Origin of the sequence: Pseudomonas sp. Irchel s3a10 (genome assembly GCF_900187525.1) — a bacterium.
GTDB classification, from domain to species: Bacteria; Pseudomonadota; Gammaproteobacteria; order Pseudomonadales; family Pseudomonadaceae; genus Aquipseudomonas; species Aquipseudomonas koreensis_G.
In genome coordinates this window covers 753,398-772,204 of sequence record NZ_FYDR01000002.1, presented here as the reverse complement: position 1 = coordinate 772,204, position 18,807 = coordinate 753,398, and the positions used below count along the sequence as shown (strand labels likewise).

Sequence of the window (18,807 nt, the reverse complement as noted above, 5' to 3'; positions counted from 1 at the left end):
CGAGGTCAAACCCCAAGGGCGACCATTCTGCGCCTAAAAAACCTTATGGCTCAACCCCCGGCCCTTGCCGTGCTTGATTGGCCGGGTTTTACCGGTCAACAATCGGTTCGAGGGAACCACCTGGGCCTGACCGGGCCTAAACTGCGCAAACGAACCAACAGGAGTGTGCACGATGAGCCGTATCGAAACCGACAGCCTGGGCCAGATCGAAGTCCCGGACGACGCCTACTGGGGTGCTCAGACGCAACGCTCGCTGATCAACTTCGCCATTGGTCAGGAACGCATGCCGCTGCCGGTACTGCACGCCCTGGCCCTGATCAAGAAAGCCGCCGCCCGGGTCAACGACCGCAACGGCGACCTGCCCGCCGACATCGCCCGCCTGATCGAACAGGCCGCCGACGAAGTCCTCGACGGCCAGCACGACGACCAGTTTCCGCTGGTGGTCTGGCAGACCGGCAGCGGTACCCAGAGCAACATGAACGTCAACGAAGTGATCGCCGGTCGCGCCAACGAACTGGCCGGCAACCCGCGCGGCGGCAAGACGCCGGTGCACCCCAACGATCACGTCAACCGCTCGCAAAGCTCCAACGACTGCTTCCCTACCGCCATGAGCATCGCCACTGCCAAAGCCGTGCAGGAGCAATTGCTGCCGGCGATCGCCGAGCTGTCCGGTGGCCTGGCCGAATTGGCCGCGCGCCACATGAAACTGGTGAAGACCGGTCGCACGCACATGATGGACGCGACGCCGATCACCTTCGGTCAGGAGCTATCGGGCTTCATAGCGCAGCTGGATTACGCCGAGCGAGCGATCCGCGCCGCGCTGCCGGCGGTGTGTGAGCTGGCGCAGGGCGGCACCGCGGTCGGCACCGGCCTGAATTCGCCGCACGGCTTTGGCGAAGCGATTGCTGCTGAACTCGCCGCCCTGTCCGGCCTGCCCTTCGTCACCGCGCCGAACAAGTTTGCCGCACTGGCCGGGCACGAGCCGCTAGCCAGCCTGTCCGGCGCCCTGAAGACCCTCGCCGTGGCGCTGATGAAAATCGCCAACGACCTGCGCCTGCTCGGCTCCGGCCCTCGCGCAGGCTTTGCCGAAGTCAAATTGCCGGCCAATGAACCCGGCAGTTCGATCATGCCCGGCAAGGTCAACCCGACTCAGTGCGAAGCGCTGTCGATGCTGGCGTGCCAGGTGCTGGGCAACGACGTCACCATCGGCATCGCGGCGAGTCAGGGACACCTGCAACTGAACGTGTACAAACCGGTGATCATCCACAACCTGCTGCAATCGATCCGCTTGCTTACCGATGGTTGCAGCAACTTCCAGCAGCACTGCATCGCCGGTCTTGAGCCGGACGCGCAGGTCATGGCCCAGCACCTGGAACGTGGGCTGATGCTGGTGACAGCGCTGAACCCGCACATCGGTTACGACAAGTCGGCGGAAATCGCCAAGAAGGCTTACGGCGAGGGTCTGACCTTGCGCGAGGCGGCGCTGCAGCTGGGGTATCTGACCAGTGAAGAGTTCGATGCGTGGGTGCGGCCGGAAAACATGATCGAGGCTGGCGCCAAGGGTTGAGATTTGTAGCACCTGACAGGCCGCCTTCGCGAGCAAGCTCGCTCCCACATTTGGATCGGTGTACGCCGTACCAATGTGGGAGCGGGCTTGCTCGCGAAGAACGATAACGCGGTCTAACTGGCTGCAATCCGCATCCGCCGCGCCTTCAGCCCGGCAATCAACGACGGCCCCAACGCCACCAGAGCCGACCCCAGCACCACCAGCACCGCCCCGCCATAACCCAGCCCGTTGATCTGCTCGGCATGCACATATTCTGGCCACACCCCGGCGGCAATCGCCACCGCGCCGAAGGTCACCAACGGCGTGATCGCCAGCGTCGCACTGACCCGTGACGCTTCCCAATGCGCCAGCGCTTCGGCAAATGCACCGTAGGCAATCAGCGTGTTCATGCAGCACGCCAGCAACAACCAGCCCTGCAATGGGCTCAGTTCCAGTGCCTCAAGCGGATGCACCCACGGCGTCAGCAACAGCGCGCAGAACAGGTAGATCACCATCATCACCTGCAACGAATTCCACACCGTGAGCAATTGCTTCTGCCCCAATGCGTAGAAGGTCCAGACCGTCGAGGCCAACAGCACCAGCAACACCCCGGCGGTGTAATCCGACAATGAGGTGAGCAGTTCAGCCAGACGCTGATTGAAGAACAGCACAAAGCCGATCAGCAGCACCGCCAGGCCAATGCCCTGACCGATGCTGAAGCGCTCCTTGAACACAAACAGGCTGGCAATCAGCAGCATGATCGGCCCCATTTGCACCACCAGTTGCGCGGTGCCGGGGCTGAGCAGATTGAGGCCCATCAGGTACAACACGTAGTTGCCCACCAGCCCGAGCACCGCCATCAGCACCAGCCAGCCGCCCCGGGGGCCGAGCACCTTGCGGCTCGGCAGGCGTCGGGTGGCCGCCAGGTAGATGAACAGACAGCCGCCGGACACCAACAGGCGAAACCAGGTCACAGTGATCGGATCCATCACCTGCAATACCTGTTTCAGCTTGATCGGCAAAATGCCCCACAAAAACGCCGTCAGCAGCGCCAGGAACAGACCGTAAACCCAGCGACCGGATGAAATGTGCATGCGAACCCCAATGCCTGCTGACAAGAGCGGTCATTCTAGGCCCGCCGTCAGACGCAACACAGGGACAGTTACGGCCAGGCCGCGAATGAAACTGTGCAGGTCGCAGCATTAAATTGACGCTTTGCCGTTGATCGGCTGACGAGGCGCGCCAAGTGCTTAAGGCATAAGCTGATTGGATCCCTGCAACGGATTAATCAAGGAGCCCGATCATGTACGGAATGCGCGCCGATGACAGCGCCCCCGCCACGCACTTTCGCAGTGACCGAGTGTGTCGGGTCAATGGCGAACTGTTTTTCAGCACGCGGGAGAACACCCTTGAGGGGCCGTTCGACAGCGCCGAGAAGGCAGAGCGGGAGATTCAGGCGTATATCGCGCGGATGCAGCTTCTGGATTCCAAACGGTAAATCCGGTCGATCCCTTCGCGAGCAAGCTCGCTCCCACAGGAGAACGCGGTCACCTGTGGGAGCGAGCTTGCTCGCGAAAGCGGTAGATCAACCACCCCACCTTGCAGGGTCAGCGCACCGCCTCAAACAACCCCGTCGCCCCCATCCCGCCCCCCACGCACATGGTCACAATGCCGTAACGCAGGTTACGTCGCTGCAACTCACGCACCAGATGCCCGACCTGCCGCGACCCGGTCATGCCGAACGGGTGGCCGATGGAAATCGAGCCGCCGTTGACGTTGTATTTTTCGTTGTCGATCTCCAATCGATCCCGGGCATACAGGCATTGCGAAGCAAACGCCTCGTTGAGCTCCCACAGATCAATGTCCGCCACCTGCAAGCCTTTGGCCTTGAGCAGTTTCGGCACCGAGAACACCGGGCCGATGCCCATCTCGTCCGGCTCGCAACCGGCGACGGTGAAACCACGGAAAAACGCCTTCGGCTTGAGCCCAAGTTGCAGGGCTTTTTCCAGGCTCATCACCAGGGTCATCGACGCGCCGTCGGACAGCTGCGACGAGTTGCCGGCCGTCACCGAACCGTCCTCGGCAAATACCGGTTTCAGTCCGGCGAGGCTTTCGTAAGTGGTATCAGGGCGATTGCAGTCGTCGTGATCAACGATGCCGTCGAGGATCTGCACCTCACCGCTGTTTTTGTCCTCGACCCGGTACTTGACCGCCATCGGCACGATTTCGTCATTGAACAGACCGGCCGCCTGCGCCTGAGCAGTGCGCAACTGGCTTTGCAGCGCGTAACGATCCTGCGCCTCGCGGCTGACGGCATACCGCCGCGCAACCACTTCGGCGGTCTGGCCCATGGTGTAGTAGATGCCCGGCACCTGCTGCTTGAGCAGCGGGTTGATCAGGTGATCGGTGTTGACGCTTTTCAGGGTCAGGCTGATCGACTCGACGCCACCGGCAACAATGATGTCGCTGCAACCGGAGGCGATCTGGTTGGCGGCAATCGCAATCGCCTGCAACCCCGACGAGCAGAAACGGTTGAGGGTCATGCCGGCCACATTCGTGCCCAGGTGCGAGAGCACCGCCACGTTGCGGCCGATGTTGTAACCCTGCGCGCCCTCGTTGGAGCCGGCGCCGACAATGCAGTCCTCGACGCTGGCCGGGTCGATGTCGTTGCGCGACAGCAGCGCGTTGACGCAATGGGCCGCCATGTCGTCGGGACGGGTCTGATTGAACTTGCCGCGAAAGGACTTGGCCAGGCCGGTCCGCACGCTGTCGACGATCACCACTTCACGCATGGCATACCTCAATTGTTGTTGTCGGAGGAGAGTGGACCGAGCATAAGTCCACCCTGCCGCCGACCGCGACAATCATTCACCCCGCGTATGCGGGTCCATCGGCTCAGTCCTTGTGTTTTTTCGCGCGCTTGTCGGACTTCGCGAACGCCTCTTCGAGGGCTCGATTGATCGTGCGCAGCACCTTGACCCGCGCCCAGCGCTTGTCATTGGCCTCGACCAGCGTCCACGGCGAAATCTCGGTGCTGGTGCGGTCAACCATATCGCCCACGGCAGCGCGGTAGGCGTCCCACTTGTCGCGGTTGCGCCAGTCGTCCTCGGTGATCTTGAAGCGCTTGAACGGAATCTGCTCGCGGGCCTGGAAGCGCTCCATCTGCGTGTCCTTGTCGATCGCCAGCCAGAACTTGACGACGATGACTCCGGCGTCGGCGATCTGCTCTTCGAAATCATTGATCTCGCTGTAGGCGCGCAACCAGTCGGCCGGGCTGCAAAAGCCTTCGACCCGCTCCACCAGCACCCGGCCATACCAGGAGCGATCAAACACGGTGAACTTGCCCCGCGCCGGCAGGTGCCGCCAGAAGCGCCACAGATACGGCTGCGCGCGCTCCTCTTCGGTCGGCGCGGCAATCGGCACGATGCTGTACTGACGCGGATCGAGCGCCGCCGCCACCCGGCGGATCGCCCCGCCCTTGCCCGCCGCATCGTTGCCTTCGAACACCGCCACCAAGGCGTGGCGGCGCATGCGTTTATCGCGCATCAGCCCGGACAACCGTGCCTGCTCGGTGATCAGTTGTTCTTCGTAGTCTTTCTTTTCCAGCCGCTGGTTCAGGTCGAGACTGTCGAGCAGGTTGAGTTGATCGACCGCCGTGCCCAACGGCGCCGCGTTGACCTCTTCGGCATGCACCTCGGGGCGCTTGAGCGCATTCTGCAGGCCTTCGAGCAGGATCTTGCCGACCGCCAGACTGCGGTAATTGGCGTCCATGCCTTCGATGACATGCCACGGCGCGTAGTCGCGGCTGGTGCGGCGCAACACGCGCTCGCCGTATTTGACGAACTTGTCGTAGGTCTGCGATTGCTGCCAGTCCAGCGGGCTGATGCGCCAGCTGTGCAAAGGGTCATCGGCCAGCGCCTTGAGGCGGGCCTTCATCTGCTTCTTGGACAGGTGAAACCAGAACTTGAAGATCAGCGCGCCTTCATCGCAGAGCATCTTTTCCAGACGCTCGGCGCCGTTGATCGCCTGATCCAGGCGTGGATCCTTGAACAGACCGTGGACCCGCCCTTGAAGCATCTGGCTGTACCAGTTGCCAAAGAAAACTCCCATCCGTCCCTTGGCCGGGAGCATCCGCCAGTAACGCCAGGCCGGTGGATGCGCCAGCTCTTCATCGGTCTGCTGATCGAAGGTGCGCACCTCGATCAGGCGCGGGTCCATCCACTCGTTGAGCAACTTGACGGTCTCGCCCTTGCCCGCGCCTTCGATGCCATTGATCAGAATGATCACCGGAAAACGCTTCTGCTGCTGCAACTCGAACTGCGCTTCCAGCAGTGCTTCACGCAATGAAGGCACAGCCGCGTCGTAAGTCTCTTTGTCGATGGCATGGCCGATTTCGGCGGATTCAAACATGGGGACGGCTCCTTCCAGGATTCAGCAAGACTAGCGGATTGGGCATGGGCGCGGCGGAGAAATTCCGCTCCTTTTGGCTTCAAGAAAAACTCTGTGGTGAGGGGATTTATCCCCGATGGGCAGCGCAGCGGCCCCAAAGCCATTCAACGCCAGATGCACGCTGGTAGCGGGATTGCGACTGCTACGCAGCCGATCGGGGATAAATCCCCTCGCCACAGGTTGCTCTGATCCGCGCCCAAATCATTGATTGTCTTCGAGGCTGCACAGCCAGGCCTTGCCATGGATCAAGCACCCTCCTGCCGATCAGCTAGAATGGCCGCCTTGTCGCTGCCGAGCCTGCCATGAAACCTGTATTGCCCCACGCCCAACTCGACTGGGATGACCAGGGACGCCCGCGCTCGCGGGTGTTCGATGATGTGTATTTTTCCGACCAGTCGGGGCTGGATGAAACCCGTTACGTGTTCCTCGAACAGAACCGTCTGGCCGAGCGTTTTGCCGCGCTGCCGGCGCACGGGCGGCTGGTGATCGGCGAAACCGGCTTCGGCACCGGGCTGAATTTTCTCAGCGCCTGGCAGCTGTTCGAACAGCATGCGGTGGCCGGGGCGCGGCTGCATTTCGTCAGCGTCGAAAAATACCCGCTGAGCCCGGCGGATCTGCAACGGGCACTGGCCTTGTGGCCGCAGCTCAAGCCGCTGGCCGATCAGTTGCTGACCCATTACGTGGCGATCCATCAGGGCTTTCAGCGGATCGTTCTCGGCAATGGCCGGGTGACGCTGACGCTGTTGATCGGCGATGCGCTGGAGCAACTGCCGCAACTCGATGCGCAGATTGATGCATGGTTTCTCGACGGTTTCGCCCCGGCGAAAAACCCCGACATGTGGACCGCTGAACTGTTCGTCGAACTGGCTCGACTGGCCGCGCCCGGCTCGACCATCAGCACCTTCACCAGTACCGGTTGGGTGCGGCGTCTGCTCAACGCCGCCGGGTTCAAGATGAAGCGCACGCCGGGCATCGGTCACAAATGGGAGATCCTGCGCGGCGAGTTTCTCGGCTGGCCGCAGGACGTTGCGCCACCGCTGCCGGACAAACCGTGGTTCGCCCGCCCTGCCCCGCTGACTGGTAAGCGGCGCGCGCTGGTGATCGGCGCCGGGCTGGCCGGCTGTGCGACCGCTGCCAGCCTCGCCGCGCGCGGTTGGCAAGTCAGTCTGCTGGAGCGTCACGAGGCGGTGGCGCAGGAGGCGTCGGGCAATCCGCAGGGCGTGCTGTACCTGAAGTTGTCGGCCCACGGCACCGCGTTGTCGCAACTGATCGTCAGCGGCTTCGGCTACACCCGCCGCCTGCTGGAAACCCTGCAACGCGGCACCGACTGGGATGATTGCGGTGTGCTGCAACTGGCGTTCAACGCCAAGGAAGCCGAGCGTCAGGCGCAACTGGCCGCGGCATTCCCGGAAGATCTGGTGCACTGGCTTGATCAGCCGCAAGCCGAAATTCAAGCCGGGATTGCTGTGGCGCACGGCGGCTTGTTCTACCCCGAAGGGGGCTGGGTGCATCCGCCGGCGCTGTGCCAGGCGCAAGCCGCGCAAGCGAACATCGAACTGCTCAAGCATCACGAAGTGCTGGAACTGCGCAAGGTCGAGGCTCAGTGGCAAGCCCTCGACGGCGAGCGCGTGCTCGCCAGCGCGCCGGTGGTGATATTGGCCGGCGCGGCGGAGATCAAACGTTTTGCGCAAAGTGCCGAGCTGCCGCTCAAGCGCATTCGCGGGCAGATCACGCGCCTGCCACAAACCGCCGAGAGCCAGGCGCTGCGCACCGTGGTCTGCGCCGAAGGTTATGTCGCCCCGGCACGTCTGGGCGAACACACGCTGGGCGCGAGTTTCGACTTCAACAGCGATGACCTGACGCCGACCACCGCCGAACATCTGGGCAATCTGGCGATGCTCGAAGAAATCTCCAGCGATCTGGTGGCGCGTCTGCACATCAATGAGCTGCCGCCGGAAACCCTGGAAGGACGCGCCGCATTCCGCTGCACCAGTCCCGACTATCTGCCGATCGTCGGCCCCCTCGCTCACCGCGAAGCCTTCGCTCAGGCCTATGCGGCGTTGAGCAAGGATGCACGACAAGTGCCGGACATCGCCTGCCCTTGGCTCGATGGCCTGTACGTCAACAGCGGCCACGGTTCACGCGGGCTGATCACCGCGCCGCTGTCGGGCGAACTGCTCGCGGCATGGCTGGACAACGAGCCGCTGCCGCTGCCCCGAAGCGTCGCCGAGGCCTGCCATCCCAACCGTTTCGCCTTACGCACGTTGATTCGCGGCAAATGAAAAATCGCGACTGGCCGCTGGTCAGTCGCACCCTCTTATAACTCATCGTTCTAAAACTCCCACATCTGCAGCGGGTCAGTTTCTGAGTACCGGCCATTTTGGCCGACCTCGGAATCACCCCTCCCCAACGGAAAAACCGGTAAGGACTTTATGTGCGGATTAGCTGGCGAGTTACGTTTTGATCATCAACCTGCAGACCTTGCAGCGGTAGAGCGAATCACCCATCACCTGGCCCCTCGCGGCCCCGACGCGTGGGGCTTCCATGCCCAAGGGCCGATTGCCCTGGGCCATCGCCGCCTGAAAATCATGGACCTGTCGGATGGCTCGGCGCAGCCGATGATCGACAGCCAACTCGGCTTGTCCCTGGCCTTCAACGGCGCGATCTACAACTTCCCGGAACTGCGCGCCGAACTCGAAGCACTCGGCTACGCCTTCTATTCCGGTGGCGACACCGAAGTGCTGCTCAAGGGCTACCACGCCTGGGGCGAAGCGCTGCTGCCGAAACTCAACGGCATGTTCGCGTTTGCCATCTGGGAGCGCGATGCCCAGCGCCTGTTCATTGCCCGCGACCGTCTCGGCGTGAAGCCTTTGTACCTGTCGCGTACCGGTCAGCGTTTGCGCTTTGCTTCGGCCCTGCCGGCGCTGCTCAAGGGCGGCGACATCAACCCGATCCTCGATCCGGTGGCGCTCAATCACTATCTGAATTTCCATGCGGTGGTACCTGCTCCGCGCACTTTGCTCGCGGGCATTGAAAAGCTGCCGCCAGCGACCTGGATGCGCGTCGAAGCCGATGGCCGCACCGAGCAGAAAACCTGGTGGACCCTGCCCTACGGCCCACACGATGACGAGAAAAACCTGACCCTCGAAGACTGGCGCGACCGCGTGCTCGACAGCACCCGCGAGGCCGTGGCAATCCGTCAACGCGCAGCGGTGGATGTCGGCGTGCTGCTTTCCGGCGGTGTCGATTCGAGCATGTTGGTTGGCTTGCTGCGTGAAGTCGGCGTTGAGAACCTGTCGACCTTTTCCATCGGTTTCCAGGATGCCGGTGGCGAACGCGGCGATGAATTCCAGTATTCCGATCTGATCGCCAAACACTACGGCACGCAGCATCATCAATTGCGCATCGACGAAAAAGAGATCATCGAGCAACTGCCCGCTGCGTTCCGTGCGATGAGCGAGCCGATGGTCAGCCACGACTGCATCGCCTTCTACCTGTTGTCGCGCGAAGTGGCCAAGCATTGCAAAGTGGTGCAAAGCGGCCAGGGTGCCGACGAGCTGTTCGCCGGTTATCACTGGTACCCGCAAGTCGATGGCGCGGCCGATCCATACGCAGCCTATCGCGCGGCGTTCTTCGACCGCAGCTACGAGGACTACGCGGCCACCGTGCAACCGAAATGGTTGACCGCGAATGACGCCGCTGGCGACTTCGTGAAAGAGCATTTTGCCCAGCCTGGTGCCGATGCCGCAGTCGATAAGGCCCTGCGTCTGGACAGCACGGTGATGCTGGTGGACGACCCGGTCAAACGCGTCGACAACATGACCATGGCCTGGGGCCTGGAGGCGCGCACACCGTTTCTCGATTATCGACTGGTTGAATTGTCGGCGCGGATTCCCGGCCAGTTCAAGCTGCCGGACGGCGGCAAACAGGTACTCAAAGAAGCTGCACGTCTGGTGATTCCAAGCGAAGTGATCGACCGCAAGAAAGGCTATTTCCCGGTGCCGGGCCTCAAGCACTTGCAAGGCGACACCCTGAACTGGGTGCGTGAACTGCTGCTGGATCCGAGCCAGGATCGTGGCCTGTTCAACCCGGCCATGCTCGACAAATTGCTGACTGATCCGCAAGGCCAACTGACGCCATTGCGCGGCTCGAAACTGTGGCAACTGGCGGCCTTGAACCTGTGGCTCAGTGAACAAGGAATCTGATTGATGAAACCTCACGCCACAGCGATCAATCAGCGCCTGTTACGCGGTCAGACACCGTCGTATGAACGCTTGCAGGCGCGTCTGGCCGAAGACGGCAGCGAACTCGGCGCCGACCCCATCGCCGTGCATTGCGGTTGGGGGCGGCTGCTGATCGGCCACACCTTCCCTGACCCGGCGACGCTGGCCCAGGAACTGCTCAACGAGCAGCCCGGCGAGCGCGATATCGCACTGTACGTCGCCGCGCCGCAGCAGATTCTCGGTCTGGAACCGACGCAACTGTTTCTCGATCCATCCGATACTCTGCGCCTGTGGTTCAGCGATTACCGCCAGGCCACCCGCGTGTTTCGTGGTTTCCGTATTCGCCGCGCGCAGAGCGAAGCGGACTGGCAGGCAATCAATCTGCTGTATCAGGCGCGCGGCATGTTGCCGATCGATGCCACGCGACTGACCCCGCATCATCAGGGCGGGCCGGTGTACTGGCTCGCCGAAGATGAAGACAGCGGCGCGGTGATCGGTAGCGTCATGGGCCTCAATCACCAGAAAGCCTTCAACGATCCGGAGCACGGCAGCAGCCTGTGGTGCCTGGCGGTGGATCCGCAGTGCTCGCGGCCCGGTGTCGGTGAAGTGCTGGTGCGGCATTTGATAGAGCACTTCATGAGTCGCGGCCTGAGTTATCTGGATCTGTCGGTGCTGCACGATAACCGTCAGGCCAAGAATCTTTACGCCAAGCTCGGTTTTCGCAACCTCTCGACCTTCGCCATCAAGCGCAAGAACGGCATCAATCAGACGCTGTTCCTCGGGCCCGGGCCGGAGGCCAACTTCAACCCTTACGCGCGGATCATCGTCGAGGAAGCGCATCGGCGCGGCATCGACGTGCAAGTGGATGATGCCGAAGCCGGGCTGTTCACCCTTAGCCATGGCGGGCGTCGGGTACGTTGCCGCGAATCGCTGAGCGACCTGACCAGCGCGATCAGCATGAGTCTGTGTCAGGACAAAAGCCTGACTCACAAAGTGTTGAAAGGCGCCGGCCTGAAGCTGCCTTCACAGCAACTGGCAGGCAATGCCGACGACAACCTGGCGTTTCTTGACGAGCATCAGCGTGTGGTGGTCAAGCCGCTCGACGGTGAACAAGGCCAAGGCGTGGCGGTGGATCTGCAGAGCATTGAAGAGGTGCAGCAGGCCATCGAAGCTGCCAAGCGTTTTGACAGCCGCGTGCTGCTGGAAAGCTTCCACGAAGGTCTTGACCTGCGGATTCTGGTGATCGGTTTTGAAGTAGTGGCCGCAGCGATTCGTCGTCCTGCCGAAGTGGTCGGTGACGGGCATCATTCGATCGGTGCGCTGATCGAGGCCCAGAGTCGCCGTCGGCAAGCCGCCACCGGTGGCGAGAGCAAGATCCCGCTGGATCACGAAACCCAACGCACCCTGCACGCGGCCGGTTATGACTACAGCAGCATCCTGCCGGCGGGTGAACATCTGTTCGTGCGCCGCACGGCCAATCTGCACACCGGCGGCACGCTGGAAGATGTCACCGCAATCCTGCACCCGACGCTGGTCGATGCAGCGGTACGGGCGGCGCGGGCGCTGGACATTCCGATGGTCGGCCTCGACCTGATGGTGCCGGCGGCGGATCAGCCGGAGTACGTGTTTATCGAGGCCAATGAACGTGCCGGTCTGGCCAACCATGAGCCGCAGCCGACGGCGGAGCGGTTTGTCGATTTGTTGTTTCCGCACAGTCAGCCGGCTGTTTCTTGACTCCGAGGCGTCTGGACTGACGCCTTCGCGAGCAAGCCCGCTCCCACAGGTTCAACGCATTCCAAATGTGGGAGCGGGCTTGCTCGCGAAGGGGCCGGATCAGGCACTACAAATCCTTCCCCTCATCGAAACCATCGATGCGCCTCAACTCATCAGGAGTTTCCATGACCACTCAAATCCCCGAACCGGATCTGAACTACCTGCAAAAAGTCCTGCTGGAAATGCTCGCCATTCCCAGCCCCACCGGGTTCACCGACACCATCGTGCGCTACGTCGCCGAGCGTCTGGAAGAACTCGGCATCCCTTTCGAGATGACCCGTCGCGGCACCATTCGCGCCACCCTCAAGGGCAAGAAAAACAGCCCTGACCGCGCTGTCTCCGCGCACCTCGACACCATCGGCGCCGCCGTGCGTGCGGTGAAAGACAACGGCCGTCTGACCCTGGCCCCGGTCGGTTGCTGGTCGAGCCGGTTTGCCGAGGGCAGCCGGGTCAGCCTGTTCACCGACAACGGTGTGATCCGTGGCAGTGTGCTACCGCTGATGGCCTCCGGACACGCGTTCAACACCGCGGTGGACGAAATGCCGATCAGTTGGGATCACGTCGAACTGCGTCTGGATGCCTACTGTGCGACCAAGGCCGATTGCGACTCGCTGGGCATCAGCGTCGGCGACGTAGTGGCATTTGATCCGCTGCCGGAGTTCACCGACAGCGGTCACATCAGCGCCCGTCACCTCGATGACAAGGCCGGGGTTGCGGCGTTGCTCGCTGCGCTCAAAGCCATCGTCGAGAGCGGTCAGGAATTGATGATCGACTGTCACCCGCTGTTCACCATCACCGAGGAAACCGGCAGCGGCGCGGCGGCAGCCTTGCCGTGGGATGTCAGCGAGTTTGTCGGCATCGACATCGCGCCGGTCGCGCCGGGCCAGCACTCCAGCGAACACGCGGTGAGTGTGGCAATGCAGGATTCCGGCGGGCCTTACGACTATCACCTGTCGCGGCATTTGCTGCGCCTGGCCGGGGAAAACGAACTGCCGGTGCGTCGCGACCTGTTCCGCTATTACTTCAGCGACGCGCATTCGGCAGTCACCGCCGGGCACGACATCCGCACGGCCCTGCTGGCCTTCGGCTGCGATGCCACTCATGGTTATGAACGTACGCACATCGACAGCCTGGCGGCGCTCAGTCGTTTGCTCGGGGCGTACATTCTGAGTCCGCCGGTATTCGCCAGTGATGCGGCGCCGGCCAATGCTTCGCTGGATCGCTTCAGTCATCAGATCGAGCATGAGACGCAGATGGAAAGCGATACCCGGGTGCCATCGGTGGACAGTCTGGTGGGGCAGCGTTCCGACAGTTGATCCTTGTTGTCTGAACTATGGCTATCGCAGGCTCACTTCTACAGTTGAAATGCATTTCCCTGTAGGAGTGCGCCTGCTCGCGATGAGGCCGATACTGCCCACACAAAACTGGCAGCCAGCCACCAATCGCCGTAGCATCCCGCCATTGATTTAGCCGAGGTGCCCATGCTGATTCCCTACGACGCTCTTGAAGTCGACACTCTCACCCGCCTGATCGAAGACTTCGTCACCCGCGACGGCACCGATAACGGTGATGACACACCGCTGGAAACCCGCGTGCTGCGCGTACGCCAGGCGCTGACCAAAGGCCAGGCGTTGATCGTCTTCGATCCGGAAAGCGAACAATGCCAACTGATGCTCAAGCACGACGTGCCCAAGCACCTGTTCGACTAGCGAACCTTCTCGGTGACCTGTTTGCGCTGGATCCGTTTGTAGACTTCAGAACGGTGCACATTGACCTGCTGCGGCGCCTCGACACCAAAGCGCACACTGGAGCCGTTGACTGATAACACGCGCACGGAAATGTCGTCACCGATGGAAATCAACTCGCCCACTACACGGCTGAGTACAAGCATGGAATTTATCCTTCAGGGTTAGCCAGCCCTGAAGATGCGCGGTGGACGCCCGCTCGACAATGCGTGGTGAGCAATTCAGTCTTGCCCTACACCCGCAAGCGCTGCGCCCGTCAGACGTTTCCTGCAAATCGCTGAACAGCCTCGCCTCACGCAGCCGAAAAGCGCGGACCGAACAGAATCACGCTGGCACCGATCACGCACAGCGCCACGCCGATCCAGTCCGAACCCAAAGGGCGAACCCGCTCGACCACCGCCAGCCAGCCGATCGACGCGACGATGTAGATCCCGCCATACGCGGCATACGCACGACCGGCGTAAGCCGCTTCGACGCGGGTCAGCAACAGGGCGAACAGGGTCAGGCTGAGCAGCGCCGGGATCACCCATAAGGCACTTTTGCCCTGGCGCAACCACATGAAAAAGGCAAAACAACCGGCGATTTCAAACAGCGCCGCGAGGAAGAACCACAGATAGTTGAGCATTGATGCGTCTCGACAGGGTGACCATTGCGGCCACCCTAACCACGCGTCATCCTCGGGGCAAGTTCAGCCGTTGGTTTGTCTGGCCTTGGCGCGCATTTTATCGGCCATGGTGGTCATCTCGTTGTAGAGCAGTTGGGGGTTCTTCTGCTTGATCGCCCAGGCCATGCGCCCCTGCTCGTGCGGCAGGATCATGAACTCGCCGGCGGCCACTTGCTGGTAGATATAGTCAGCAATGTCGGCAGCTGTGATCGGCGAACTTTCCAGCAACTTGCCGACCTGCGCCTTCATCGCCGGGGTCGGGCCGCGGAACGAGTCGAGCAAGTTGGTCTGGAAGAACGACGGACAAACCACATGCACGCTGACTTCCTGCTGCGCCAGTTCGATCAGCAAACTTTCCGATAGCGCCACCACACCGGCCTTGGCCACGTTGTAGTTGCTCATCGCCGGGCCCTGCATCAATGCGGCCATCGAGGCGATGTTAATGATCTTGCCTTTACTCTGTTCCAGCAGCGGCAGGAACGCCTTGCAGCCTTTGACCACACCCATCAGATTGATCGCGATCTGCCAGTCCCAGTCCTCCAGCGACAACTCACTGAAGAAGCCACCCGACGCCACGCCAGCGTTGTTGACGATGACATCAATGCCGCCGAGCTTCTCCTCGCAGGCCTGGGCAAACGCCGTGAGCTGGCTGTAATCACGCACATCGCAACGCTGGATAAAACCGTCGCCGCCGGCTTCGCGTACCAGTTTCAGGGTTTCCTGCAGGCCCGGCTCGCTGACGTCGGACAAGGCCAGTTGCCAGCCTTCACGCGCCCAGCGCAACGCGATTTCGCGACCTAAACCTGAGCCCGCACCCGTGATCATCATGCGATTTTGCATAGCAGACAGCCTTGTTGTTCTGTAGGAGATGAGCGGAGTGTAGCGAAGGAATACTGGCCACCCACGCTCCATCAGATTGCTGAATACAGGATCAAAAGATCGCAGCCTTCGGCAGCTCCTACATCAGTTCTCTGTAGTAGCTGCCGAAGGCTGCGATCTTCTGATCTTGCGCTTTAAAGGAAATAAGCGAGTAATCCAAATACATTAAAAAAACATTGAATTTTCTTTCATTCGCACCGGTCGGAATTTGTAAGCCGTCTGGAATTAGTTAGCCTCCAGTCGCCCTTGAACACCAAGTCTTCTCGAACGCTATAAACAAGGAAATCGACATGGGCACAATTCTTATCATTATCCTGATCCTGTTGCTGATCGGTGGTCTGCCGGTCTTCCCGCACTCCAGAAGTTGGGGTTACGGTCCTTCGGGCATTATTGGCGTGGTGTTGGTGGTGCTGCTGGTCTTGCTGTTACTCGGCAGGATATAAAACCCCAAGACAAAAAAAAGAGGCCCTCAGGGGCCTCTTTTTTATGCAGCGGTTTTATCAGTCCGGCTTGCCGTTGACGACACCGGCAGTGTTGTCCATCAGGCTCTTGGTCGCCGTTTGCAGGAACGCTTCAAGCTTGAGTTTCAGTTCCGCGGTACGCGGTGCGTCCGCAATGACTTCGGCAGAAGGGTTCGCGCCCAGTTGGTACTGGTAGACCTTCGGCGCCATTTCCTTCTCTCTCGGCAGCACCAGAATCTGGTCGGCGGTGACGATGGCGGTGGTCTGCTCGCTGCCCGATGGCTTGATCACACCGAAACCGGTGTCGCCGGCCGGCAGGTTGAGCAGGTCGCGACCCCAGCACTGGTGACGCACTTCGCCACCCAGACGACCCATGATGGTCGGCACGATGTCGATCTGCGTGCCCACGGTGTGGTCACGGGTACCGAACTTCTCCTGGATGCCCGGGGCGATCATCAGCATTGGCACGTTGAAGCGGCCCAGGTCCATTTCGGTGATCTGGCGCTCGTTGCCGAAACCGTGGTCACCGACGATCACGAACAGGGTTTCCTTGAAGTACGGCTCTTTGCGCGCCTTCTCGAAGAACTGGCCCAGAGCCCAGTCGGAGTAACGCATGGCGGTCAAATGCTCGTTCAACGAACCGCGGTCGGTCACGCGCTCGACCGGCAATGGCGTCGGCAAGGCATACGGCGTGTGGTTGGACAGGGTTTGCAGCAGCGCGTAGAACGGCTTGCCGTTTTCCCGCGCCTTCAGCTCCTCCAGACCACGGTTGAACATGTCCTGGTCGGACACGCCCCAAGTCGGATCGGAGAACACCGGGTTGACGAAGTCGTTACGACCCACAAAGTTGGTCATACCCTGGTTGCTGAAGAACCCCGACTGGTTGTCCCAGGCGAAGTCGCCGTTGTAGACGTACACGTCGTCATAGTCACGGGCGCTGAGCACCTGCGGCAGGCCGGACAGCTTGTGGCTACCTTCCGGAGTCTGCATCAGGTATTCGAAGCCAGGCAGGTTCGGGAAGCAGGCCATGGTCGCGAACATGCCCTGATGGGTGTGCGTACCGTTGGAGAAGAAACGGTCGAACAGCAGGCCTTCCTTGGACAGCTTGTCCAGGTAAGGCGTGATATTGCCCGGCGCGCCCAAGGCGCCCACCGAGTGACCGGCCATGCTTTCCATGAGGATCACTACGACGTTCTTGATCGGCAGGGTCTTGTCGGCCGGTGGCATGTAATCACGGCGCACGGCGGCAATATCGGCATCGACCAGTTTGTCGTCAGGCATCAGCAGCATGTCACGCACGACTTTCTGCGCTTGCTCCTGCGGCAGCGTGGCTTTCCAGATGTTATCGCGATCCTCGCCCATGCGGGACTTGGCGGCCTCGATCAGCGACAGCGTGCCGTTGAGGCCGAGCTGGTTGGCGAAGTTGGAATCGGTGGTGTAGACATCACCCCAGCGCATCGGTGGACCTTGGCGCAGCGTGCCACGGGCCGCCACCACGCAGATCAGCAGGCAGACCACGAACACCGCCAGGCGGGTGTACCACGGTGCCACCTGACGGGTGCCGACGTTGCCGCCGCTGAACGGGCCGCGTGGACGGGTCGCACGGTCGGCGCCCTTGAAGGCCAGAGTCAGGATCACGGTGCCGATGACCCACGCCAGCAGGTAACGCACTACCGGGAAACCGTACCAGAGCATGCTCATCACGGTTTTCGGGTCTTCCTTCACATACTGGAAGACCAGGCCGTTGAGGCGCTGGTGGAACTCGCGGTAGAAGTCCATTTCCATCAGGCCGAGGAACAGCGCGATGCTCGACGTCACGGTCAGCCAAAAGCGGAAGAAACCGCGCGCAGCCATTGCACGAGCGCTGAACAGCGCCAGCACCAGCGGAACGCAGATGTAGACCACCAGGCGCAAGTCGAAACGCAAGCCATTGGCGAAGGCTTCGAGGAAGGTCGAAGCGGGAGTGTCGAGGATCATCTCGCGGTTGTAGACCAGCAGCGCGAGGCGCAGCACGGAAAACATCACCATCATGACCAGGGCACACAGCAGCGTGTAGGCCAGATGCGATTTGACGGTCGGTTGCAGCAGGCGAGCGGAAGATCGCTGCTGATTCAGGGCGTCCGGGTTTGCCATGTCGTTTTAGGACCCATTGGAAGTTGAAGTTGCAAAATACAGCGGCGCCATGCCCTCTATTGGCCATTCCAGGCCCCGGGGCGTGCGCGGTGCGCAAATGTTGCACGATCAACGGCAGCATTGCCATTGATTACTGCCCCATTGCCCGACTCTTTCATACAAGCATTCGGGCGGGGGACAAACTGAATTACGCGGGCGAATTGTCGGGAACACGTTGTGAAAATTTCGTCCAACGCATATCTGGAAACACAATATAACGACAAAACAAAACGCCCCGATTCGGTCGGGGCGTTTTGCTGTGAGCGCGAAAATTACTTCTCGGCGCGTTCCTTCAAGGCTTTAAGCGTATTGAATGGCGCATCGACCACGAACTTGTTGGCGATCATGCTCGGCACGCTGCCGCCGGGCTCGGTGTGCACCTGGTAGATCACTTCGACCTGATCACCTTTGGGTACGAACTTCCAGAAACCCTTGACCTGGGCGACACGGACAAAGCCCTTCTCTTCGGGAATGTACTTCGGTACGCCTTCGAGGTTGCGGGTCAGGCTGCCATCGGCGCCCTCCACCGTGGTGATATGCAACACCGAATCACGTGGGGTCACTGGCCACGGCGTATTGAACTGGGTGTAGGTCCAGCTCTGATCGCCCTCGTGCTTGAGCAGCTTCTGGGTTTTGCATTCGTGAATCCAGGCGCAGGCTCCGGCCACGTCTTCCTGCAAGGCACGCAGTTTGGCAATGGTGGTCTTCATCAGGGCAACACCCTGATAGGACTTGTAATCAGAACCCGGCACTTCAGCCAGCGAGACCTTGATTCCGTCTTCGTTCTTGGCGACCTTCCAGTCCTCAGCCTGAGCAACCGAAGTGGCCAGCACAGCGGTCAAACCACACAACACAGCGATACGATGCAGCGAACCCATAGTCTTATTCCTTATTG

The 18,807-nt window shown here is 61.2% G+C and carries 16 protein-coding genes; 8 read left to right on the top strand and 8 right to left on the bottom strand.

Translation table 11 applies throughout. The annotated features are described in order from the left end of the window. Positions 1-172 precede the first annotated feature (172 nt). The gene (locus CKW11_RS09110) at positions 173-1,567 is read left to right on the top strand and encodes a class II fumarate hydratase (protein WP_095137253.1); all 1,395 of its coding nucleotides are present in this window, start codon (positions 173-175) and stop codon (positions 1,565-1,567) included. Between the two features lie 113 nt (positions 1,568-1,680). On the opposite strand, the gene CKW11_RS09105 is transcribed toward CKW11_RS09110, so the two are convergent. Then, the gene (locus tag CKW11_RS09105; protein ID WP_095137252.1) at positions 1,681-2,640 is read right to left on the bottom strand and encodes a DMT family transporter; all 960 of its coding nucleotides are present in this window, start codon (positions 2,638-2,640) and stop codon (positions 1,681-1,683) included. 209 nt (positions 2,641-2,849) lie between these two features. On the opposite strand from CKW11_RS09105, the gene CKW11_RS09100 reads away from it, so the two are divergent. Continuing rightward, positions 2,850-3,044: a DUF6316 family protein gene (locus CKW11_RS09100; protein WP_095137251.1), complete on the top strand. Its 195-nt coding sequence runs from the start codon at positions 2,850-2,852 to the stop codon at positions 3,042-3,044. Between the two features lie 109 nt (positions 3,045-3,153). On the opposite strand, the gene CKW11_RS09095 is transcribed toward CKW11_RS09100, so the two are convergent. Both CKW11_RS09095 and pap read right to left on the bottom strand, forming a co-directional pair. Beyond that, entirely contained in the window at positions 3,154-4,338 is a 1,185-nt protein-coding gene (locus CKW11_RS09095) for a thiolase family protein (protein WP_095137250.1), read from the bottom strand. 103 nt (positions 4,339-4,441) lie between these two features. After that, entirely contained in the window at positions 4,442-5,956 is a 1,515-nt protein-coding gene (pap, locus tag CKW11_RS09090; RefSeq protein WP_095137249.1) for a polyphosphate:AMP phosphotransferase, read from the bottom strand. A 341-nt stretch (positions 5,957-6,297) separates the two neighbouring features. Between pap and mnmC the strand changes: the two genes are divergently transcribed. From mnmC to CKW11_RS09065, 5 genes are all read left to right on the top strand, one after another. Beyond that, on the top strand, positions 6,298-8,277 hold the full coding sequence (gene mnmC / locus CKW11_RS09085) for a bifunctional tRNA (5-methylaminomethyl-2-thiouridine)(34)-methyltransferase MnmD/FAD-dependent 5-carboxymethylaminomethyl-2-thiouridine(34) oxidoreductase MnmC (protein ID WP_095137248.1): 1,980 nt from the start codon (positions 6,298-6,300) through the stop codon (positions 8,275-8,277). A 150-nt stretch (positions 8,278-8,427) separates the two neighbouring features. Next, a complete protein-coding gene (locus CKW11_RS09080) occupies positions 8,428-10,200 on the top strand; it encodes an N-acetylglutaminylglutamine amidotransferase (RefSeq protein ID WP_095137247.1) in 1,773 nt (590 codons plus the stop codon). Between the two features lie 3 nt (positions 10,201-10,203). Continuing rightward, positions 10,204-11,952, top strand: a complete 1,749-nt coding sequence (gene ngg, locus CKW11_RS09075; RefSeq protein WP_095137246.1) for an N-acetylglutaminylglutamine synthetase — start codon at positions 10,204-10,206, stop codon at positions 11,950-11,952. 164 nt (positions 11,953-12,116) lie between these two features. Further along, on the top strand, positions 12,117-13,307 hold the full coding sequence (locus CKW11_RS09070; protein WP_027612398.1) for an osmoprotectant NAGGN system M42 family peptidase: 1,191 nt from the start codon (positions 12,117-12,119) through the stop codon (positions 13,305-13,307). Between the two features lie 165 nt (positions 13,308-13,472). Then, entirely contained in the window at positions 13,473-13,700 is a 228-nt protein-coding gene (locus CKW11_RS09065; RefSeq protein ID WP_003192759.1) for a YheU family protein, read from the top strand. On the opposite strand, the gene csrA is transcribed toward CKW11_RS09065, so the two are convergent. The 3 genes from csrA to CKW11_RS09050 form a co-directional block, all read right to left on the bottom strand. Beyond that, complete coding sequence (gene csrA / locus CKW11_RS09060; RefSeq protein ID WP_095137245.1) at positions 13,697-13,882, bottom strand: carbon storage regulator CsrA; 186 nt, start codon at positions 13,880-13,882, stop codon at positions 13,697-13,699. The genes CKW11_RS09065 and csrA overlap by 4 nt on opposite strands. A gap of 146 nt (positions 13,883-14,028) precedes the next feature. Beyond that, on the bottom strand, positions 14,029-14,361 hold the full coding sequence (locus tag CKW11_RS09055; RefSeq protein ID WP_003226957.1) for a YnfA family protein: 333 nt from the start codon (positions 14,359-14,361) through the stop codon (positions 14,029-14,031). 63 nt (positions 14,362-14,424) lie between these two features. Next, positions 14,425-15,240: an SDR family oxidoreductase gene (locus tag CKW11_RS09050; protein WP_095137244.1), complete on the bottom strand. Its 816-nt coding sequence runs from the start codon at positions 15,238-15,240 to the stop codon at positions 14,425-14,427. A 323-nt stretch (positions 15,241-15,563) separates the two neighbouring features. Between CKW11_RS09050 and CKW11_RS09045 the strand changes: the two genes are divergently transcribed. Beyond that, positions 15,564-15,722, top strand: a complete 159-nt coding sequence (locus tag CKW11_RS09045) for a DUF3309 family protein (protein ID WP_169432680.1) — start codon at positions 15,564-15,566, stop codon at positions 15,720-15,722. A gap of 57 nt (positions 15,723-15,779) precedes the next feature. Here the strand turns inward: CKW11_RS09045 and CKW11_RS09040 are convergent, their stop codons facing one another. Together CKW11_RS09040 and CKW11_RS09035 are read right to left on the bottom strand one after the other, a co-directional pair. After that, the gene (locus tag CKW11_RS09040; protein ID WP_095137243.1) at positions 15,780-17,873 is read right to left on the bottom strand and encodes an LTA synthase family protein; all 2,094 of its coding nucleotides are present in this window, start codon (positions 17,871-17,873) and stop codon (positions 15,780-15,782) included. Between the two features lie 311 nt (positions 17,874-18,184). Further along, positions 18,185-18,790, bottom strand: coding sequence for an START domain-containing protein (locus tag CKW11_RS09035; protein WP_095137242.1), 606 nt, complete (start codon positions 18,788-18,790; stop codon positions 18,185-18,187). Positions 18,791-18,807: the final 17 nt, after the last annotated feature.

Coding starts and splice junctions, on each gene's coding strand:
- CKW11_RS09095 (WP_095137250.1), bottom strand. CDS start 4,338: ATGCGTGAAGTGGTGATCGTCGACAGCGTGCGGACCGGCCTGGCCAAG.
- CKW11_RS09110 (WP_095137253.1), top strand. CDS start 173: ATGAGCCGTATCGAAACCGACAGCCTGGGCCAGATCGAAGTCCCGGAC.
- CKW11_RS09035 (WP_095137242.1), bottom strand. CDS start 18,790: ATGGGTTCGCTGCATCGTATCGCTGTGTTGTGTGGTTTGACCGCTGTG.
- csrA (WP_095137245.1), bottom strand. CDS start 13,882: ATGCTTGTACTCAGCCGTGTAGTGGGCGAGTTGATTTCCATCGGTGAC.
- ngg (WP_095137246.1), top strand. CDS start 10,204: ATGAAACCTCACGCCACAGCGATCAATCAGCGCCTGTTACGCGGTCAG.
- CKW11_RS09105 (WP_095137252.1), bottom strand. CDS start 2,640: ATGCACATTTCATCCGGTCGCTGGGTTTACGGTCTGTTCCTGGCGCTG.
- mnmC (WP_095137248.1), top strand. CDS start 6,298: ATGAAACCTGTATTGCCCCACGCCCAACTCGACTGGGATGACCAGGGA.
- CKW11_RS09040 (WP_095137243.1), bottom strand. CDS start 17,873: ATGGCAAACCCGGACGCCCTGAATCAGCAGCGATCTTCCGCTCGCCTG.
- pap (WP_095137249.1), bottom strand. CDS start 5,956: ATGTTTGAATCCGCCGAAATCGGCCATGCCATCGACAAAGAGACTTAC.
- CKW11_RS09055 (WP_003226957.1), bottom strand. CDS start 14,361: ATGCTCAACTATCTGTGGTTCTTCCTCGCGGCGCTGTTTGAAATCGCC.
- CKW11_RS09070 (WP_027612398.1), top strand. CDS start 12,117: ATGACCACTCAAATCCCCGAACCGGATCTGAACTACCTGCAAAAAGTC.
- CKW11_RS09100 (WP_095137251.1), top strand. CDS start 2,850: ATGTACGGAATGCGCGCCGATGACAGCGCCCCCGCCACGCACTTTCGC.
- CKW11_RS09080 (WP_095137247.1), top strand. CDS start 8,428: ATGTGCGGATTAGCTGGCGAGTTACGTTTTGATCATCAACCTGCAGAC.
- CKW11_RS09065 (WP_003192759.1), top strand. CDS start 13,473: ATGCTGATTCCCTACGACGCTCTTGAAGTCGACACTCTCACCCGCCTG.
- CKW11_RS09050 (WP_095137244.1), bottom strand. CDS start 15,240: ATGCAAAATCGCATGATGATCACGGGTGCGGGCTCAGGTTTAGGTCGC.